The following is a 19,019-nucleotide window of genomic DNA, read 5'->3' on the forward strand; positions in this document are numbered from 1 at the left end:
TAAAAGGCCTAAGGTTTAAGGTGCTAGCTGCCTAACCTTATAGCCTAAACCTTAAACCCTAAACCTCAAGAAATGCTCAAACACCTACAAACCCTTCCCGGACACCAAAACCCTGTTTACGCTTTAGCCAATTCGGATGAGGATGGTATATTTTTTAGCGCAGGGAACGATAAGGGTGTTGTAGAGTGGTCATTACATACCATGGCTTTTGTAAAGGTGAAAATGCCAGTACAGAGCTCGGTTTATTGTTTACATTATTACAATAAGCAATTATTTATTGGAGAACGTAGTGGTGCTTTTAGCGTTTATGACTTCAATGATCAGAAAGTAATTGCCAGAATAAATGCGCATACCAAACCCATTTTCAACATACAAACGGTAAAAGGTAAAAATGAACTTTTAACCACCGGCGAAGATGGAACGGTTGCGGTTTGGTCGCTGAACGATTTCACGGAGATCTACCGTTTTCAGGTGGCCTATGATACGGTTAGGGCCATTGCCATTACACCTAATGAAAGCGAAGTGGCTTTTGGTTGTAAGGATCATCTGATCAGGATTTATAACCTCGCAGACTACAGCTTAAAACAATCTCTGGAAGGACATTCATTACCTGTTACTTCTTTGGCTTATCATCCAACGGGTAAATACCTGATTTCGGGAAGCAGGGATGCCCAATTAAAAATATGGGATCTGCCCAATTACGAACTTAGGGAAACCGTTCCGGCGCACATGTTTACTGTCTACGACATTGCCTTTCATCCTTCCCTTCCCTATTTCGCTACAAGCAGTCAGGATAAAAGCATTAAACTGTGGGATGCAGAAAATTTTAAATTGTACAAGATTTTAAGCTTAGAAAAGGCAGGTACCGGTCATACCCATTCTATTAATAAAATTATCTGGAGCCACGATGGTAAATGCCTCATTTCTACTGGAGACGACAGACAGGTAATGATTTGGGAAATGGAAGGCTAGTTATTGTAATATCGATAAGCTATCGTCATGCTGAATTTAGTTCAGCATCTTTCCTGATATAATAAAGACCCTGAAATAAATCCAGGGTGAGGTCGCTTTATCCCCTACTATTCCACAAAGCGTTTAATAATTCTCAGCTTGTGAGAATATTTACCCAGTTCTTTATTAAAAATCCCCTGGTCATCAATCGGATCAATTTTAACCTTTGCTGAGGAGTGGATAATTTCATTCGGGCTCAACATAATGCCCACATGGGTAATCCGGCCTTCATCGTTATCAAAAAAAGCAACATCACCGGCTTTACATTCGGCCAGAAAGCCCACTAATTCGCCTTGTTCTGCCTGTTGTGAAGCATCGCGATTTAACTTAATGCCTAACATTTTAAATACGGTTTGTACAAAACCAGAGCAATCTAAGCCAAACAAATGCCTTCCGCCCCATAAATATGGAATGTTTTGAAAGAATTTAGCTGTTTCGGTTACCTGATCAGTAAAATTAACAGCACTATTATCGTATGCTTCGAAATTCACTTTAAATTTTTCTTCACCTGCATAACAAGAACCATCTTTTAAAAAAGGGAGGTTACTTGCCGGACTTAAATGATACGAACTTCCATCGGCCGCGGTTAACACATTATTGAAGCTGAGCGGAGCAAGTAATTTACAATCGTGCATTGCTGCAAACTGGTTTTCTGAAATCGGAGCCAATTGTCTGAAATCCATCCAACCCTTATAACCATCATAGCCATTTTGAATGAGCCACCAGCGATCTTCCTTCTGAATAACTTCTACATGATCGCCGAATAACAATTGCGAAACAATTTCTGCTTTATCTGATGCATCAGCTCTTAAGGGTGCTACAGCAACCCTGCAAATACCGTATTGATTTTCCATTTAAATATGCTCGTGAAACTATTGTAAAACTAATAAAATACATCCATTGCCTAACATTTTGCCTGCAAATTTGTTATTTTTATGATGATCACCTTTTAAATATGCTCGCCATGAATTTTAAAAAAATATTAATTGCCGTTGATAATAGTACCTGCTCAGAAAAAGCGGCAAAAGCCGGTTACGACATGGCTGAAAAATTTGGAGCAGAAGTAGCTTTGGTTAATATTATCGAACCTATCCCGGCTAATGTAAATCCTGATTTAACCCTGGCACCGGTTTTTTTGGAAACTTATGATAACAGCGAAGAGAACAGCCATATTCTGCTGAAAGAAATGGAGACCAAATACAGTAAAGGTGCAAAAACCACATATTTAAGTATTGTTGATACCGCAGCACATGGCATTATTCAGCAATCTGATGAGTGGGGATCTGATTTAATTGTAATCGGTACTTATGGCCGTACGGGTTTGTATCACTTTTTAATGGGTAGCGTTGCGGAACACGTAGCACGTAAATCTGCCTGCCCTGTTTTGATTATCCCGAATAAATGTGATGTAGATTAGTTCATTGGTTCATTAGCCATTAGTTATGGTAACTTTAAACTGCCAATTGCAAACTGCTTACTGAAAACTGCTTTATTCCTTATTAGTTGCTGTTTCAATCTTTGACCATTAAGAAGTTAAGAACATTAAGGTTTAGTGATGGCATTGAACATTGTCATTTGTAAGTTAGCATGACAGAAAAACACCTCCTTGTTAATTTGTGAGTCTGTTTTAGCTAAATTGCAAACTGCTAACTGAAAACGGCAAACTGAAAACCTCCAATTCTCTTAAACAAAAAAGTCTCACATTATGCGAGACTTTCCTTGTAAATATTTAATAAAGGCTTATCCTTCCTGGTGTAACCAGGCTTTTTTAGCCAATAATTCTTCTTCTGTTTCGCGGATGTCTTCGTCATCTACACAACAATCAACCGGGCAAACTGCCGCACACTGAGGCTCATCATGAAAGCCCTTACATTCTGTACACTTGTCGGATACAATGTAATAAACTTCATCAGAAACTGCTTCCTGAGCGGCATCAGCTTCAATTTGTTGATTACCAAAATCAATGATACCATTTAAGTTAGTACCATCAGAAAAACGCCATGCAGTACCGGCATCGTAAATTGCGTTGTTAGGACATTCCGGTTCGCAAGCCCCACAATTTATACACTCATCTGTTATTTTAATCGCCATGTTTTCGTCTAATTCTTTTGCTTAGTTTACCTTTGCGATGCAAATATAATATATAATCACTTAATAATAATTCTAAATATGTCAGCATTAACTCAAGAAAAAGCAATAACCGCATTTAGCAAACTAGGTAAATTGCTTACAAACCCTACTGACATACTAGGAAATGCGTTTTATAGTGCTGAAAGCACTAATGCATGGTTTACTGCAGAAAACATAAAAAAATCTATTTTATCTTTTGCTGAGCAGTTAAATGATGTCGATTTGACGGTTTGGTTTAAATCGATCAGGTTTAGCACATCCCCAAAAAAGGTTGGTTTAATCCTGGCAGGCAATATCCCACTGGTGGGTTTGCATGATGTTTTAAGTGTATTGGCCACAGGTAATATTGCTTTAATCAAACTTTCTTCAGCCGATGATAAATTAATTAAAGCTGTAATTGCTGAACTCATTAAAATAGAACCATCTTTCGAAGATAGAATAGAATATGTGGAGCGTTTAAAAGACTTTGATGCTGTTATCGCTACCGGAAGCAATAACTCATCACGCTATTTTGATTATTATTTCAGTAAAGTACCCAACATTATCCGAAAAAACAGAAACAGTGTTGCAGTTTTAGATGGCTCGGAAAGTTTCGAAGATATTCAAAACCTGGGCAACGATATTTTTGATTATTTTGGTTTAGGCTGTAGAAATGTTTCTAAAATCTATTTCCCAAAAGGGTACCATATTGCTAATTTTTACGAAGGCATAGAAAGTTTTCAGCCAATTATTAACCACTTTAAATACAATAATAACTACGATTACAATAAGTCGATCTATCTCGTTAATGCGGCTAAACACTTCGATAATGGTTTTTTGTTATTAAAAGAAGATGAAAGCCTAACATCACCTTTAGCCGTTCTTTTTTATGAAGAATATGATAACCTCCAGCAAGTAGAAGATAAATTAAAGGATAAATTAGAGAACATCCAGTGTGTGATAAGCCAATTGCCTTTAAATTTAAACACTTTTGGTTTTGGTCAAAGCCAGCATCCAAAACTTTGGGATTATGCAGATAATGTAAATACCGTAGCGTTTTTGAATGGTTTAAACTAATATTGCTGAGTGACTTTGCTTATTGATGGCAATTTAAATTCTAAATTTATTTAATATTGCATAAACCTGAGCCAGTAGATGCACTCTCTATTAAAAGCGTTATGTTTTCTTACTATCCTCCTGTTTGCAAATTTTGCAAAAGCGCAGCTTTGTAGTGGGACTTTCGGATCACCGCTTATTAGTCAAACCTTTGGGCAGGGAAATAGTACAGATAGCTGGTATGGCCCATTAGCACAATATGCACCAGGCGCCTCTACTTATACAACTTTTGTTGGTCCTCCGGGAGTAAGCCCACGTAATTTAACGGCCAACCAATCGGGCTTGGTTAAAACACCTGCTACTCCTGGTAATCCATACCCCATTTATTGGCAGCCGCATGCCGATCATACCGGAGATCCTAATGGTTTGATGCTTCTAATTGATGGAATTGCTACGCAAACTGTATTTTTTGAGCAGCAAATGGATAATCTTTGTCCAAATACTATTTTGCGCTTATCAATCTGGGTGTTAAATGCAAATTCGCCGACTGCCAATGCCCAAACCCCAAACATGAGCTTGCGGATCACCGATCCCAATGGCAATGTATTAAACGAGCAACCCACCGGAAATGTACCCGCAGATCTTACATGGCATCAATATTCTATCGACTTTACCAATGGCAACAGCTCCACCATAACCTTACAACTCATTAACAGAACACCAACAAATAGCGGCAACGATTTTGCTTTGGATGATATCACCGTACAAGCTTGCGGTCCAGCCATCGCCCCATTTTTCAACTCGAATGTCTCATTATTAAGTATGTGTGAAGGAAATACCAGCAATTTCATTTTAGATGCGAATATTACTGCAGGTTATGCAAACGCAGTTTACCAATGGCAGGAAAATACGGGTAGCGGCTGGACTGACATCGTTGGCAAAACCACCAAACAAGCTTCGATAGATTTTTCAAATCGAATACCAGGCACTTATCAATATCGGTTAATTACAGCTATGAATGGCAATATTGACAGAACTTACTGCAGGGCAATATCGGAGCCGATAAAGGTTACGGTAAACCCACTTCCAATAGCCAAAGCAGAAAATATTAGTCCAGTTTGCAGTGGTGGTACCATCCAGCTAAATGCATCTGGCGGAACAAGTTATAAATGGTATGGTCCGGATGGTCAATTTCTTTCTGCAGAGAAAAATCCAACAATTGCCAATGCAACCAAATTAATGGCAGGTACATACACTGTTCAGGTGACTACAAATGGGTGTACATCTCCGGCAACAACAATTGTTGAGGTTTTAGATCCAATAATCCCAATAACCAACATCCAAACAGCAAGCATTTGTGAAGGTAAATCTGTTCAGTTAGAAGCGTCAGGTGGCTCAACCTATCTTTGGCGCCCATCAAAAGGTTTGTCAGATCCTCAAATCGCAAACCCAATAGCCTCACCAACTGAAACAACTACCTATACTGTTGAGGTTTCAGACGGACGATGTTCGGCTGAAGCAGAAATTACCGTCAATGTAAATAAAAATGCAAAAGCTGATGCAGGTACAGATCAGAAGATCGTAACTGGACAAAACATCACCTTAAATGGCAAAATAAGCGGTGATAACGTCAGTTATTATTGGACACCATCAGATTATCTTGACGACCCGACCAAACTCCATCCCATTGCTACCCCAACTGAAGACATTACCTATACTTTACATGCCAGTTCAAATTTAGGCTGTAACAGTAGCAATGATGAGGTTTTCATCAAGGTTTATCCAAAAGTAGTCATTCCCAACACATTTAGTCCGAACGGTGATAATGTAAACGATACCTGGAATATTCCAACTGTTTCGTCTTTCCCGAATCCGATTGTAAGAGTAAGCAACCGTTATGGTCAGCTAGTATATCAAAGTACAGGTACCTTTAAGCCCTGGGATGGTAAAATGAATGGAAAAGATCTTCCTCCGGCAACCTATTATTACAGCATTTATTTAAATAAAGATTTTAAAACCTATACCGGCTGGGTAATGCTGATGAGATAAAAAGGACTTCTTACTTTCGCTTATCATTTGGAAATGCTATTTTTGGACACAATGTATATCGTTAAAGTTAAAGGCATAGCCAAAATTCCAGATTACGTACAGTTAAGAGATGACAAGTTTACACTTTTAGCTTATTTTAGGGTGGACAGACCTGATAAATCGCTGGAAAAACTCGGACTTGGCGACAAGCAAGATTACATTATGGAAATGGTTAAAGATTTGCCTTTCGGGCAGATTGCAAAATTAGAAATATAATATGGCAGGCAACTCAGTAATTCATTTAAGCAATGTTGATGTTTTTCAACAAAAACATTTAGTCCTCTCAAACGTAAATTTACACATCGAAAAAGACGAATTTGTGTTCTTAATCGGTCAAACAGGTTCGGGCAAGAGTAGTTTGCTTAAAATATTATATGGCGACCTACATATTGGTAATGGTGAAGGCAATATTGCCGGTTTCGACCTTAAAAACCTAAAAGAAAGTCAGGTGCCGTTTTTACGCCGTAAATTGGGTGTAGTTTTCCAGGATTTTCAATTGCTTACCGACAGAACCATCGAAAAAAACCTTGAATTTGTGCTTAAGGCAACAGGCTGGAAAGATGAAAAACTAATTAATGAGCGCATTAAAGATGTTTTGGACAAAGTAGGTTTACGTTCTAAAATCAAAAAAATGCCGCACGAAATTTCTGGTGGTGAGCAGCAACGTATTGTTATAGCCAGGGCTTTGTTAAATGATCCGGAAATAATCCTGGCTGATGAGCCTACCGGGAATTTAGATCCGGAAACATCAGAAGAAATTGTAACCCTATTAAAACAAATCAGCCAGGCCGGAACTGCGGTGTTAATGGCTACACACGATTACCACATCATCCGCACTTTCCCTTCGCGCATTATTAAATGTGAGAATGGAGTGGTGCATGAAGATGCACAAATCGTATAAAAAATTCTGACATCCGTCAGCTAATCAGCCAATCTGTTCAGATAAATACAAATAAATCTGACAGCTTGGCTGATTTCCGTTTATGGCAAAATAGTTGAGATTAACACAAAAAAATTCAGCCCAGTATTATGTTTAATAAGAAGAAAAATAACGATAAAGAAGAAAATATAATGAATCCTGAAAATACATCAGAAAATACTGCTGAGAATGTAGAGAATACTGATGCTCCTACCGCTGAAACAGAACAGGCACCTGAACTATCTGCAGAAGAAAAGTTGCAAGCCGAAGTTCAACAGCTTAACGACAAATATTTACGTTTATATGCTGAGTTTGATAATTATAAACGTCGTACACAAAAAGAACGCGTAGAATTATTACAAACTGCTGGTAAAGATGTAATTGTGTCACTTTTACCTGTTTTAGATGATTTCGACCGCGCATTAAAAGCAATGGAAACTGCTGCTGACGTTGCCCCGGTTAAAGAAGGTATTTTACTGGTAAGCACCAAGCTTAAAAACACCTTAGCACAAAAAGGTTTGAAAGATGTAGAAAGTATTAGTCAGCCTTTCAATACCGATTTCCACGAAGCAATTACCAATATCCCTGCGCCTAGCGATGATCTTAAAGGGAAAGTGATTGATGAAGTTGAAAAAGGTTATACCTTAAATGATAATGTAATCCGCTTCGCCAAAGTTGTAGTTGGAGCGTAAGAAATAATTATTGAATGATTGAATTTTGAATGATTGAATTAACATTCTCTCATGCCATTACTCAATCATTTAATCATTTTATAAAGAAGATGAGTAAAAGAGATTATTACGACGTATTAGGCGTAACTAGGGGCGCAGCCGCTGATGAGATAAAGAAAGCTTATCGCAAGATGGCGATTAAATATCACCCAGATAAAAACCCGGGAGATAAAGCTGCTGAAGATAAATTCAAGGAAGCTGCCGAAGCTTACGAGGTTTTAAGTAGTGCGGAGAAAAAACAGCGTTATGATCAATATGGTCATGCTGGTGTTGGTGGCGCAAGCGGTGGCGGCTACGGCGGTGGCAGCATGAACATGGACGATATTTTTAGCAATTTCGGCGATGTTTTTGGTGGTCACAATCCTTTCGAAAGCTTTTTTGGTGGCGGCGGTGGCGGTCAGCAACGTGGCGGTCGTCGGGTAGCTAAAGGTTCCAACCTGCGCATAAAAGTTAAATTAACACTTGAAGAAATTGCACATGGTGCAGAAAAGAAAATCAAGGTTAATAAACTAATCGTTTGTAAAACCTGCGATGGCTCTGGCGCAAAAGATAAATCATCGGTAAGTACCTGTGGTACCTGCGGTGGCAGCGGCCAGGTGCGTAGAGTAACCAATACCATTTTAGGCCAGATGCAAACGGCATCTACCTGCCCTACCTGTAACGGTAGCGGTCAACAAATTACGGCTAAATGTTCAGTTTGCCATGGCGATGGTGTGGTACGTGGCGAAGAAACCATTACCATCAATATTCCTGCAGGTGTAAGTGAAGGTATGCAGTTAAGCATGAGCGGAAAAGGAAATGCGGCACCTAATGGCGGTATCCCGGGCGATTTAATTATCTTAATTGAAGAAACCCCGCACGAAACTTTAAAACGCGAAGGCAATAACATTGTGTACGATTTACATTTAAGTTTTGTTGATGCTGCTTTAGGAATGAGTATCGAAGTACCAACCATTGATGGTAAAGCAAAAATAAAAATAGAACCAGGTACCCAAAGCGGAAAATTATTGCGCTTAAAAGGTAAAGGTTTGCCTGAAGTAAACTCATACCACAGAGGTGATGAGATTATCCACATCAATATCTGGACACCAAAAGCTTTAAGTAGCGACGAACGTAATGCTTTAGAGAAATTACGCGAATCGCCAAACTTTAAGCCTCAGCCAGGTAAAAATGATAAGAGTTTCTTCGAAAGAATGAAAGAATACTTCGAGTAATTAATTAAATATAAATTGAAAAACCGGTGCCACAAGCATCGGTTTTTTGTTTTATAACAAATTAACGGTATTTCACTTATATTTTTATTGCCATTTATAACTGATGATAAACCTTTCCTCATATAACCTGTTTTATATGCATGAAATGGAGAATTGGTTGTTCGGGTTTCTATTACCGCGAATGGAAAGAGGTTTTTTACCCTAAAGGCTTGGTACAAAAAGATTGGTTCAAATATTATTGTGAACATTTCAATACCATAGAAATCAATTCTACCTTTTATAAAATGCCAACTCAAAAATCGTTTGATAAATGGTATAATGAAAGTCCTGATGGTTTTTTATTTACGATTAAGGCCCCGCGACTAATTACACATTATAAACAGCTCAATGAATGTGAGCAACTCATCAGCGATTTTTACGAGGCTATTCAAACCGGACTAAAAGAGAAATTAGGCTGTGTACTCTTTCAGTTTCCGCCAAAATTCGATTATAGTGCAGAACGGTTAAATCTGTTGATGGAAAACTTAAATCCAGATTTTAAAAATGTAGTAGAATTTCGCCACATCAGCTGGTTTGAAGAAGAAATTTATAAAAAACTCGCCGAAAACAATATCATTTTTAGTGGCCAGAGCTACCCTTCTGCCCTGCCTGATGATGTAATCCGGAACACAGAAACCGTTTATTACCGTTTTCACGGAAAGCCTGTATTATATAAATCAGAATACGATATTAATGTTATAGAAGGTTTCAAAAACCAGATTGAAGCTAGCGTAAATGAAGTGTTTGTCTATTTTAATAATACCTGGGGCGTTGGTGCATTACATAACGCGAAACAACTGCAGGACTTAACAAAATAGTTGCGTAGTCAGGCCAGTAAGCATTTGAGCACTTCGCTATCTTGCCAAACCCCACAGACCTCAATAAAATAAACCTGGATCGCAATGGTATTTCGCTCTACTACCCTTAATTTAGCAAAAACGTTAACGAAATTTAATGGATAGCAGGGCTACAGTTACAAAAGAGCTGCTGACCTTGCTTTTCAAAAAACCAAACATCAAAGCTATTTGACGGTAGTATCTGACAGCAGGGATTTATGAAAAAAACCAAAGCGACTTGATTTTTTACCGAAGTACTACAAACCTGAATAAAATAAACCTAATCGCAATGGTATTTCGCATTACTACCCTTAATTTAGCAAAAACGTTAACGAAATTTAATGGATAGCAGGAAATCGGCACCCAAGAGCTGCTGACCTTGCTTTTCAAAAAAACAAAAACATCAAATATGCGCATTGCTGTTATCGACCTCGGTACAAACACCTTCCACTTACTCATTGCTGAAACAGCAGGAAACCAGCTGGAAATTTTATACAAAACCAACGTTCCCGTTAAGCTGGGCGAAGGGAGAATAAACGACAATATCATTATCCCGGCAGCCTTTGAAAGAGGCCTGAATTGCCTTGAAACCTTTAGCCATACCATTGCTGAATACCAGGTTGATCAGGTGAGGGCTACCGCAACTTCAGCCGTGAGAAGTGCTGAAAACGGTCAGGATTTTGTAGATGTGGTAAAAGAAAGAACCGGGATAAACATTGAAACGATTAGTGGTGAGGTAGAAGCTGAATTAATTTACCAGGGTGTAAAACTGAGCGGAGCTATTGCTGAGCGATCGCTGATTATGGACATTGGTGGTGGAAGCGTCGAATTTATTCTGTGTGATCCTGAAAAACTGATCTGGAAGAAAAGTTATAATATTGGCGCAGCACGTTTAATGCAGCAGTTCTTCAAATCAGATCCTATAGCCGACGAGGAAAAGAATGCCATTTTATTTCACATTCAAAATCAACTGAGCGATCTTTTCGACATCTGTGAAAAATACCAGCCCAAAACCTTAATTGGTTCGGCGGGAGCCTTTGAAACCTTTGCCGAACTCATTATCCGAAAAAATAACCTGAAAGCAGATATCAGTACTGCCAAAACTTTCGCATTCAATTTCGACAATTATATCGAAACTTCCATCAGGCTATTGAATGCTACACATGAAGAGAGAGCCGCAATGCCAGGCATGATCTCCCTGAGGGTAGATATGATTGTGATTGCCTCCTTAATTACCAATTATGTATTAGGCCGGTGTAAAATTAATCGCTTAACGCTTTCTACTTACGATTTAAAAATGGGTGTTTTGGCTAGCCTGATGTAAAATGAGTGAGATTACAAAGGTAGTTTCTCCTCAGATTTTATCCTGTTGATCCTCCCTATTTTACCGAGACAAGTAATCGAACCACATAAAAGGTATTTAATTAAATCCTTCGATAAGCTCAGGATGACAATTCTATATTTAATGTATAAACCACTTTAAGTATTAACCTCTATTCACGTAGGCTATTTCTTTTTCGGTGCAATCATTATCTTGCCCACAATCATGTGTTCAGCTTTTTTAAGGGTCAGATTATTTTGTTTTTCGTTAGAAAAATTGAGTGTTATAAAAGCATTATACTGGATGCTATCAACCACCAATTGATTATTACTGACATCAAATTTCTCATCTAAAGTAATTTCATAGCGGCCATTTTTGTCCGTCACCCCGAAAAACTTTGTATTAACAATAACCAATCTTATTCCTGCTGCTGGCTTACGATCTGCTCCAAGAACATAACCATATATTTTTTTGGGTATAACCGACTTTTTAATCGCTGGTATGCTATTTATGCTTCTTGTGATTTCAATTGGTACTTTCGATTTTTCTGCTTTGGCATCCATTACAAAAATGCTCATCCCTATGGCCAATACGCCCAGGTATTTCATCCAGTTTCTATTGCTGGTAGGAACAATGGATAAATGATAATTGAGCTGGTTTAATTGGGTTTGACTTAAGCGACCACATATCGAACCACTGGCATTAGCCAAAACCCCTATGATTTGGGCATTGGTATAACCTGAAAAATCGATTACATTTTTGCTGCAGGCTTTACAGAAATTAAAACCCTCTCCTTTATCCATTTCATCCCAGTTCTGTAAACAGGGTTCGGCTATGGTAACTTCGTTAATTCTCGTTTTCATCGTGCTGATTTTCTTAGATGATGAAACTTTTACGAGAATTCCACAAGACGGTTTAAATAAATTTCAACAGTTCGTTGTAAAGTTTTTCTGTTGGCAAACCCATAACATTTGTATAAGAGCCTTCTATGCATTCTACCACTACAATACCCCACCAATCTTGCACGCCATAACTTCCGGCCTTATCAAAAGGTTTATAATTATCGATATAGAAGTCGATTTCATCAACGGTAACCGATTTACAGTAAACTGCTGTTCTATCGTAAAACGAATGAATTTTGTCGCCTTTAACAAGTGTTACACCGGTAAAAACTTCATGTTTGCTGCCTGAGAGTTTAGCTAACATTTCCTGTGCGTGGGACCTATCTTCGGGTTTACCTAAAATTTCTCCGTTTAAGGCAACTATGGTATCGGCTGTAATCACGATTTCACCATCAGCTGTAAAAGCCTTAGCCTTCTTTTCTGAAATGTAAACTGCAATTTCTGCAGGACTTAAATCTGGCGGGTAGCTTTCATCTACATCTTTGAGTTCGACTTTAAAATCTAAGCCCATAAGGGTTAAAAGTTCCTGTCTACGTGGCGATTTAGATGCTAAAATAATGGGAGGGAAATTGGCAGGCATATTTTATTTTTTTTGCTAAAATAAGAAAAGCGACATAAAGCCGCTTTTCTTATTTGATATTTTACCAGGATTAGTTATTTCCACCACCTTGTCTACGTTTTTCCATCTCGGCGCGTTGCTCTTTTTGCCAAGCTTCGTAAGTTTTTTTCTGATCGTCAGTTAATACTGCAGTTACTTTTGCATCATTATCAGCACGCATTTTTTGCATTTTCTCTCTCATTGCATCTCTATCGCCACCACCTTGCATTTCTTCACGCATTTTTTTCATGGTTTCTGCCTGCTCAGTAAAAACAGTGGTTAATTTTGTTTTTTGATCATCAGATAATTTTAATTTTTCGTCTAACTGTTTTACTCTTTCTTCAGGTTTCATCATCATTCTTCCTTGTCCACCACCTTGTTGCGCGTTAGCGAAACCAGCTATACCTAGCATTAATCCGCAAATCATCATTAATTTTTTCATGTTGTTCTTTTTGTTGTTTTTGGTTGAAAATTGAGCTAGTTGGAGTGCAAAAGAAAATAAAAGTTTAACGATGCTATGTAACTTAGCTGTTGCAAAATGAAATGGCTTAATCTTTCAGCAATAATACCGGCACATGCGATTTAATGGTTAGCTTTTGAGATACACTTTCATGCAATAAACTTTCGAAAAAACTATATTTCTTAGGCAGCGCAATAATCAGCTGGGCTTCTTCACTTTTGGCAAATTTTACGATTCCTTTAATCGCATCGGGATGATCAGCATAATGATATTCGGGAGAAAAATCTTTGAGCATTTGGTGTAAAAAGTGTTCTTCCTGCGCGTCAATAACATGACCTGAATTAATATTGAGTACCAAAAGTTTTATGGCATGTTTGCTTAAAATATTTTTAAGTGCGTGCATGGGAATCACCTCTTTAACCTTTTTAAAATCGCAGGCCAAAATGGCTTTTCGAATCGATTGATAATCGGCCTTTGGCGGAACAACCAACACAGGAACCGGACTTGATTTAGAAATTTTGATGGCATTAGAGCCGATATCGCTTTCATCTTTCGCTTTTTTACCGTTGCTGCCGATAATGATCAGTTCTATTTCCTCCCTATTTACCCGATCGATGATAGAACGCAAGAGTGTTTCTCTGGTGAGGTAAATTTCTATTTCAGCACTGGGGTTAATCGCTAACATTTTTACCTTCAGTTTTTCGAGTGCTTCAAGCCTTCTGGTCATTTCATCAGCAATATGAACATCTGTAGTAACAATTAAATCAGGTGTTGGCAGAATGCTTTCGTATGCAGAAACATAATAGGCATTAAGCAAGATAATTTTTGCGTTCGTCATCGCAAAACTCAACCTGGCAGCATATTTGGCTGCATGATCTGCCGTGTTCGAAAAATCTACTGGTACAAGGTATGTGCTCATATGATTAAAATTAACGTTTTTTACATTGATAAATTAATCAATCGATTGATTAATTTATCAATGTAAATTTCGCATATAATACGGTTTATTGCAAATTTTAATGATTGAGATTTATAATGGTAACGTCATTCTGAATATGCTGTCATTTTGAACGTAGTGAAGAATTTATCGCCAGAAAGATCCTGAAACAAGTTCAGGATGACGATTCGCCGAGAGACTTTCTACTAATGCACTAATGACAACTGAACTAATGAACCACCTACATCCCCGAATCGGCGGCGTTTGGATTTTCATCATGCCATCTGCCCTGTACTTTCATTACCTTTTCGATAATGTCGCGAACGGAAGTTTTACCCCCATTGTAAGGAGAAACGAATGTAGATATCGCTTTTATCTCTTCTACGGCATCGGCCGGGCAGGTTGGAAGGCCTACGAGTTTCATTACTTTTAAATCAGGGATATCGTCGCCCATGTAAAGCACTTCTCCTGCAGTAATGTTTTTATCCTGAAGATATTGATTAAAGATGGCCACCTTATCACCTGTTCCGAGGAAAACATCGGTAACCCCCAGGTTAAAAAAACGCTTCCCCATGGCAATACCATCCCCACCAGATATGATGCAGATGTTGTAGCCTCTTTTAACCGCCAACTGCATGGCATAACCATCTTTAATGTTAAAAGTGCGTAAGGACTGACCATTATCAGTTACCTGAACAGATCCATCGGTAAGCACACCATCTACATCAAAAATGAAAGTGGTAATCTCTTTTAGCTTTTGGAGAAACATTGGCGCGTTTGGCGTTTAGGGTTAAGCGCTCGGTGCTGACTCAAGACTGAGGACTCCGAACTCAGGACTAATTACTGATTATCTCTCCACTCGTATACCCAGGCAGATTGAATTTGCTCTAAATGTCCTTCACTGCTTTCCTCACGGGTTCCTTTAAAGTTAGGCAATGATAAAACCCAATCTAAAAGTTCGGTAAAACGGATACGGTAGATTTTGGCTTCTGTAAAATCATCACCAAATTTCTCATATAAAGACATTGCAATATCTTCATAATCGTTCCAGTAAAAAGGTAAAGCAAATTTATCGTTATTCATGTTTTGTTTGTTGTTGTTTTGGTTAATTGTTTGAACTGGTTAATCGGTTAACTGTTCTATATGGTTAATCGACTCCCGACTAAAGACTTTGGACTCCAGACTAACTAGTGCCCCATAAAGTCAGACTGATCTGGAATAGTTACTTCGATATCGCCGTTAATCACTACACACTGGCAGCCCAGGCGGGAAGTAATTTTTGGACGAACAGCTCTATCGATAAAGTCTTCTTCTTTATCAGAAATCTCTTCGATATTATCCATACCCTTTGTTACGTATACATGGCAGGTACTGCAACCACAAACACCACCACAGTTGTGTTGTAATTCGATTCCGTTATCCAGGCAAACATCTAAAACAGATTCGCCGGCTGCTATTGGTAATTCAATAGATTCGTGATCTGCTTCTTCAAAATTTATTTTTAGTTTAAAAATGCTCATAATTATTTTGCAAAAGTAATAAGCAAAAGCCGTAATTATGCTATTTCAGCGTTAATTTTATGCTATCGCTCAATGTTTGATAAATGTTCTGCAATTCGGGCATATCTGTTAACATGCTCAAATGTTTATTTAAAGTGCTTTCGTCGGCCCTAACTGCTGGCCCAGTCTGCACATTTTCAGGTAGATTGCTCATCACCTTATCGGCTGTTTCGGCAATTAATGGCCTGATGATTTCGAAATCTAAACCATTCTGGTTTAAAATCTTATTGGCTAAAGCGTACAGGTGATTCGGAAAATTACAGGCAAAAACTGCTGCCAGGTGTAATACTTTTCTCTTATCGCCATCTAACTGATATACCTGACGGCTAATTTTTGCTGCCAGTTTATTTAAAATCGTTAATTCGCTTTCATCATTCGCTTCGATACAAAGCGGGATATTTTCAAATGAAACTTCTTTACCTTTTGAAAAAGTTTGCAAAGGATAAAAAACACCAGCTTTTTTCACATACGTTGATAAAATACTGATATCTGTAGTTCCTGAGGTATGCACCACCAAACCGGTTACGTTTTTTAATGATTTGGCCACTTCTTCAATGGCATCGTCTTTTACTGAGATAATGTATAAATCAGCATGCTGGTAAACCGCATTTAAATCGTTTACGGCTTCTGCTGCGATTAAATCAGCCAGTAACCTTGCATTATTGAGATTGGGGCTGTACACCTGTACCACATCTTCACCTTTCGCTTTTAATGCTTTTGCTAAGTGTGTGGCAACATTTCCCGAACCTAATAAAACAATCTTCATGATTTTATGCGGCTTTGGCCTCTTTTCTCCTTCTAAAAATTGAAAGTAAGAAACCAACAACCATGATAATGGTACCTGCCCAATATAAATTAATGAAAGGAAATTCTATTGCTTTAAAAACCACCCAGTCTTTAGCCTGCTGAGGTTTTTCAAAAATCTGAAGCTCCACTTTTTTCTCATCTGGCAATACTCTGGAGAAACGGAATTTCAAATCCAACTCATCTACCTTACGGGCGAAATCGAAAGTGTTATTTCCTTTAATCAAGAAAATAGGCTCAGTGTTATAAATTTTGCCGGCAGCATTAACTTCCAATGGTAAACCCACAGCATAATCGCCCTGGCCTAAAACTAAATCTTTAGCGGTTGGTTTTCTGTTTAAATCTTTAACCGTAACAATACCACTTGAGGTATGAATGGTATCGCCTACCGAAACTTTTACAATCCGTGGCGCTTTGTAATTTTCATCATCAGAGTGACCTTCGTGATCGCCATGCGATTCCTGTTTAATAGCGGCACTGGTAATGTGCGTATACACATCATAGGTTAAATAATGTTTGGTATCAGGAGAAGCAATTAAGCCCATTTTTTCGTTATCCTGCACATGTGGATGCAAGTTAAAATCTTCCTTAACCTTTCCTTCTTTATCTAAAACCTTAAAATTAAGGGTATAAATCGTATTGGGTGCTACTGTGGTATCGGCTACATAGGTTACGGTATACTTACCCATTTTTTTAGGTTCGTTTTTATATAACATGATGTTTTCGCCAGGCTTCTCTGTTTTCTCGAAATCCTTTACGGGGATAAAATTATTTGAATTGATCGATAAAGGTTTGTTGGTAGCAGCAGAAATTAATGCACCAAGAATTAAGAAAGCAAAACCAATGTGTGCAATTGCCGATCCGGCCAGTTTTGCCTTACCACCGAAAGCCTGATATAATACCGCTGCGTTAGAAAGCACAGCAAATAAACAACTGAAGGTAATCAGGATATACATGGTGTTGGTGTATATGTTAGCCACATATACCAAACCGGCTGTTAACACAACAGAGAAAATAATTGCAGAAACCAGGCTACTATAAAATTTGCGTGGATCAGTCCTTTTATATTTTAAGTATTGAGAGAAACCTGAAATTAACGTAATTAATACCGCAAATGGTGCCTGCCACTGGTTGTAATATTTCACAGCATCAATTGGCGGAGAAAAGTTTGTTCCGAAAGCCTTGTTGAATACGGGTACTGAAGTGGAGAATATGACTTGGATACAAGCGATGGTTACCACTAAAGCGCCAATAAACATCCAGAATTCGCGGGAATAGGTTTCTTCATCTTTGGTGGTGATGGGTAATTCTTTCCATCTGATTACAATAAGCACTATCGCTAAAACAGCGAAAACTACATTGTATAAAATCAGGTGACCAAACATCCCCATATCGGTAAATGAGTGAACTGATGTATCACCTAAAATTCCGCTTCGGGTTAAAAAAGATGCATAAAGCACCAGTAAGAAACTTAAGAATACTAAAGCAATTGCAGTGAAATAAGCATGGCCAGTATTTTTATAGGCAATCATCACGTGTACTGCACCAATTAGGGTTAACCACGGAATTAAAGAAGCATTTTCTACAGGATCCCAGGCCCAGAAACCGCCAAAGTTTAACGCTTCGTAAGCCCAGAACGAGCCCATAATAATACCTGTACCCAAAACCATTACGGCAAAAAGTGCCCATGGCATAGCTGGTTTAATCCATTCTTTATATCTTTTTTGCCATAAAGCCGCAATTCCATAAGCAAAAGGCACAATCATACTGGCAAAACCTAAAAACAAGGTTGGTGGGTGAATCACCATCCAATAGTTCTGCAGCAAAGGATTTAATCCTCTACCATCGGTAATAAACTTTAAATAATTAGCGAAGTTTTCAGGGTTTGCGAAAACTACAGGCGCCATTGATTTCAAATCAAGAGAATCTCTTAACAGGATAAACGGAGAACTTCCGATGCGCTCACCAAAAATCTCAACCCCTAAAAGCATTGAAGTTAAAAATACTTGAGAGAAGGCAACAACTGTCATTACCGGGCGCTCCCAGGTTTTCGCTTTCCAGATTAATAAAGTACCCAGAAACGATTGCCAGAAAGCCCAAAGCAAGAAACTTCCTTCCTGCCCTTCCCAGAAAGCAGAAATAATATAATGAATTGGAAGCTGTTTTGAAGAGTGCCAATAAATATAACTGTACTCATTGTAGTGGCCCAGTACCAGGTAGAACAAAATTGCTCCGATACCGATTACACAACAAAAGTTAACGAGAAATCCAATCCGACCTAAGTTTCGCCAAGATTTATCTTCTAAATTTTTCTCGCGACTGGCATAAAAGTATGCGATGGTTGAAAGTAACGATGCACTAAACGCCAGCACAATAAAAAACTGACCGATTTTACCCGGCAGCAGGTTTTCGCCTACAAATTGAATATCCATTAA

Annotated in this window: 21 protein-coding genes; 10 read left to right on the plus strand and 11 right to left on the minus strand. The window is 38.4% G+C overall.

Annotated features, from left to right (window positions below; genetic code table 11):
- Window positions 1–72 precede the first annotated feature (72 nt).
- A complete protein-coding gene (locus AC07YT_RS17270) occupies window positions 73–972 on the plus strand; it encodes a WD40 repeat domain-containing protein (protein WP_086545276.1) in 900 nt (299 codons plus the stop codon).
- Window positions 973–1,079: 107 nt separating this feature from the next.
- On the opposite strand, the gene AC07YT_RS17275 is transcribed toward AC07YT_RS17270, so the two are convergent.
- A complete protein-coding gene (locus AC07YT_RS17275) occupies window positions 1,080–1,865 on the minus strand; it encodes a C40 family peptidase (protein WP_086545275.1) in 786 nt (261 codons plus the stop codon).
- Window positions 1,866–1,975: 110 nt separating this feature from the next.
- On the opposite strand from AC07YT_RS17275, the gene AC07YT_RS17280 reads away from it, so the two are divergent.
- The gene (locus tag AC07YT_RS17280) at window positions 1,976–2,428 is read left to right on the plus strand and encodes a universal stress protein (protein WP_086545274.1); all 453 of its coding nucleotides are present in this window, start codon (window positions 1,976–1,978) and stop codon (window positions 2,426–2,428) included.
- Window positions 2,429–2,751: 323 nt separating this feature from the next.
- On the opposite strand, the gene AC07YT_RS17285 is transcribed toward AC07YT_RS17280, so the two are convergent.
- The gene (locus tag AC07YT_RS17285) at window positions 2,752–3,102 is read right to left on the minus strand and encodes a 4Fe-4S dicluster domain-containing protein (protein WP_025143125.1); all 351 of its coding nucleotides are present in this window, start codon (window positions 3,100–3,102) and stop codon (window positions 2,752–2,754) included.
- A gap of 78 nt (window positions 3,103–3,180) precedes the next feature.
- Here AC07YT_RS17285 and AC07YT_RS17290 point away from each other — a divergent pair, with 78 nt between their 5' ends.
- The 8 genes from AC07YT_RS17290 to AC07YT_RS17325 all read left to right on the plus strand — a co-directional run bounded on the left by AC07YT_RS17290 (window position 3,181) and on the right by AC07YT_RS17325 (window position 11,327).
- Window positions 3,181–4,197: an acyl-CoA reductase gene (locus AC07YT_RS17290; protein WP_086545273.1), complete on the plus strand. Its 1,017-nt coding sequence runs from the start codon at window positions 3,181–3,183 to the stop codon at window positions 4,195–4,197.
- Window positions 4,198–4,275: 78 nt separating this feature from the next.
- Entirely contained in the window at window positions 4,276–6,225 is a 1,950-nt protein-coding gene (locus tag AC07YT_RS17295) for a T9SS type B sorting domain-containing protein (RefSeq protein ID WP_086545272.1), read from the plus strand.
- Window positions 6,226–6,276: 51 nt separating this feature from the next.
- Complete coding sequence (locus tag AC07YT_RS17300) at window positions 6,277–6,480, plus strand: hypothetical protein (protein WP_039476747.1); 204 nt, start codon at window positions 6,277–6,279, stop codon at window positions 6,478–6,480.
- A 1-nt stretch (window position 6,481) separates the two neighbouring features.
- Complete coding sequence (locus AC07YT_RS17305) at window positions 6,482–7,165, plus strand: cell division ATP-binding protein FtsE (RefSeq protein ID WP_029278680.1); 684 nt, start codon at window positions 6,482–6,484, stop codon at window positions 7,163–7,165.
- Window positions 7,166–7,293: 128 nt separating this feature from the next.
- Window positions 7,294–7,875 (plus strand): nucleotide exchange factor GrpE, encoded by a 582-nt coding sequence (locus tag AC07YT_RS17310; RefSeq protein ID WP_086545271.1) that lies wholly within the window; start codon window positions 7,294–7,296, stop codon window positions 7,873–7,875.
- Between the two features lie 89 nt (window positions 7,876–7,964).
- On the plus strand, window positions 7,965–9,128 hold the full coding sequence (gene dnaJ, locus AC07YT_RS17315; protein WP_086545270.1) for a molecular chaperone DnaJ: 1,164 nt from the start codon (window positions 7,965–7,967) through the stop codon (window positions 9,126–9,128).
- A 140-nt stretch (window positions 9,129–9,268) separates the two neighbouring features.
- Window positions 9,269–9,985, plus strand: coding sequence for a DUF72 domain-containing protein (locus tag AC07YT_RS17320; protein ID WP_086545269.1), 717 nt, complete (start codon window positions 9,269–9,271; stop codon window positions 9,983–9,985).
- A 427-nt stretch (window positions 9,986–10,412) separates the two neighbouring features.
- Complete coding sequence (locus tag AC07YT_RS17325; protein ID WP_086545268.1) at window positions 10,413–11,327, plus strand: Ppx/GppA phosphatase family protein; 915 nt, start codon at window positions 10,413–10,415, stop codon at window positions 11,325–11,327.
- A 182-nt stretch (window positions 11,328–11,509) separates the two neighbouring features.
- Here AC07YT_RS17325 and AC07YT_RS17330 read toward each other — a convergent pair whose 3' ends face one another.
- The 9 genes from AC07YT_RS17330 to AC07YT_RS17370 form a co-directional block, all read right to left on the minus strand.
- Window positions 11,510–12,187 (minus strand): hypothetical protein, encoded by a 678-nt coding sequence (locus tag AC07YT_RS17330; protein WP_086545267.1) that lies wholly within the window; start codon window positions 12,185–12,187, stop codon window positions 11,510–11,512.
- Between the two features lie 52 nt (window positions 12,188–12,239).
- Window positions 12,240–12,806 carry a Maf family protein gene (locus AC07YT_RS17335; RefSeq protein WP_086545266.1) on the minus strand — a complete coding sequence of 189 codons (567 nt, stop codon included), beginning with the start codon at window positions 12,804–12,806 and terminating at the stop codon, window positions 12,240–12,242.
- 70 nt (window positions 12,807–12,876) lie between these two features.
- Window positions 12,877–13,266 carry a DUF4890 domain-containing protein gene (locus tag AC07YT_RS17340; protein WP_086545265.1) on the minus strand — a complete coding sequence of 130 codons (390 nt, stop codon included), beginning with the start codon at window positions 13,264–13,266 and terminating at the stop codon, window positions 12,877–12,879.
- A 106-nt stretch (window positions 13,267–13,372) separates the two neighbouring features.
- Window positions 13,373–14,203 (minus strand): universal stress protein, encoded by an 831-nt coding sequence (locus AC07YT_RS17345; RefSeq protein ID WP_086545264.1) that lies wholly within the window; start codon window positions 14,201–14,203, stop codon window positions 13,373–13,375.
- A gap of 259 nt (window positions 14,204–14,462) precedes the next feature.
- Complete coding sequence (locus AC07YT_RS17350) at window positions 14,463–14,990, minus strand: KdsC family phosphatase (protein WP_086545263.1); 528 nt, start codon at window positions 14,988–14,990, stop codon at window positions 14,463–14,465.
- Between the two features lie 71 nt (window positions 14,991–15,061).
- A complete protein-coding gene (gene iscX / locus AC07YT_RS17355; RefSeq protein WP_086545262.1) occupies window positions 15,062–15,304 on the minus strand; it encodes a Fe-S cluster assembly protein IscX in 243 nt (80 codons plus the stop codon).
- Window positions 15,305–15,408: 104 nt separating this feature from the next.
- Window positions 15,409–15,741 carry a 2Fe-2S iron-sulfur cluster-binding protein gene (locus tag AC07YT_RS17360; protein ID WP_029275355.1) on the minus strand — a complete coding sequence of 111 codons (333 nt, stop codon included), beginning with the start codon at window positions 15,739–15,741 and terminating at the stop codon, window positions 15,409–15,411.
- A gap of 40 nt (window positions 15,742–15,781) precedes the next feature.
- Window positions 15,782–16,546: a Rossmann-like and DUF2520 domain-containing protein gene (locus AC07YT_RS17365; RefSeq protein ID WP_086545261.1), complete on the minus strand. Its 765-nt coding sequence runs from the start codon at window positions 16,544–16,546 to the stop codon at window positions 15,782–15,784.
- A gap of 4 nt (window positions 16,547–16,550) precedes the next feature.
- The gene (locus AC07YT_RS17370; RefSeq protein ID WP_086545260.1) at window positions 16,551–19,016 is read right to left on the minus strand and encodes a heme lyase CcmF/NrfE family subunit; all 2,466 of its coding nucleotides are present in this window, start codon (window positions 19,014–19,016) and stop codon (window positions 16,551–16,553) included.
- Window positions 19,017–19,019: the final 3 nt, after the last annotated feature.

This window comes from Pedobacter sp. GW460-11-11-14-TSB4, assembly GCF_059423705.1.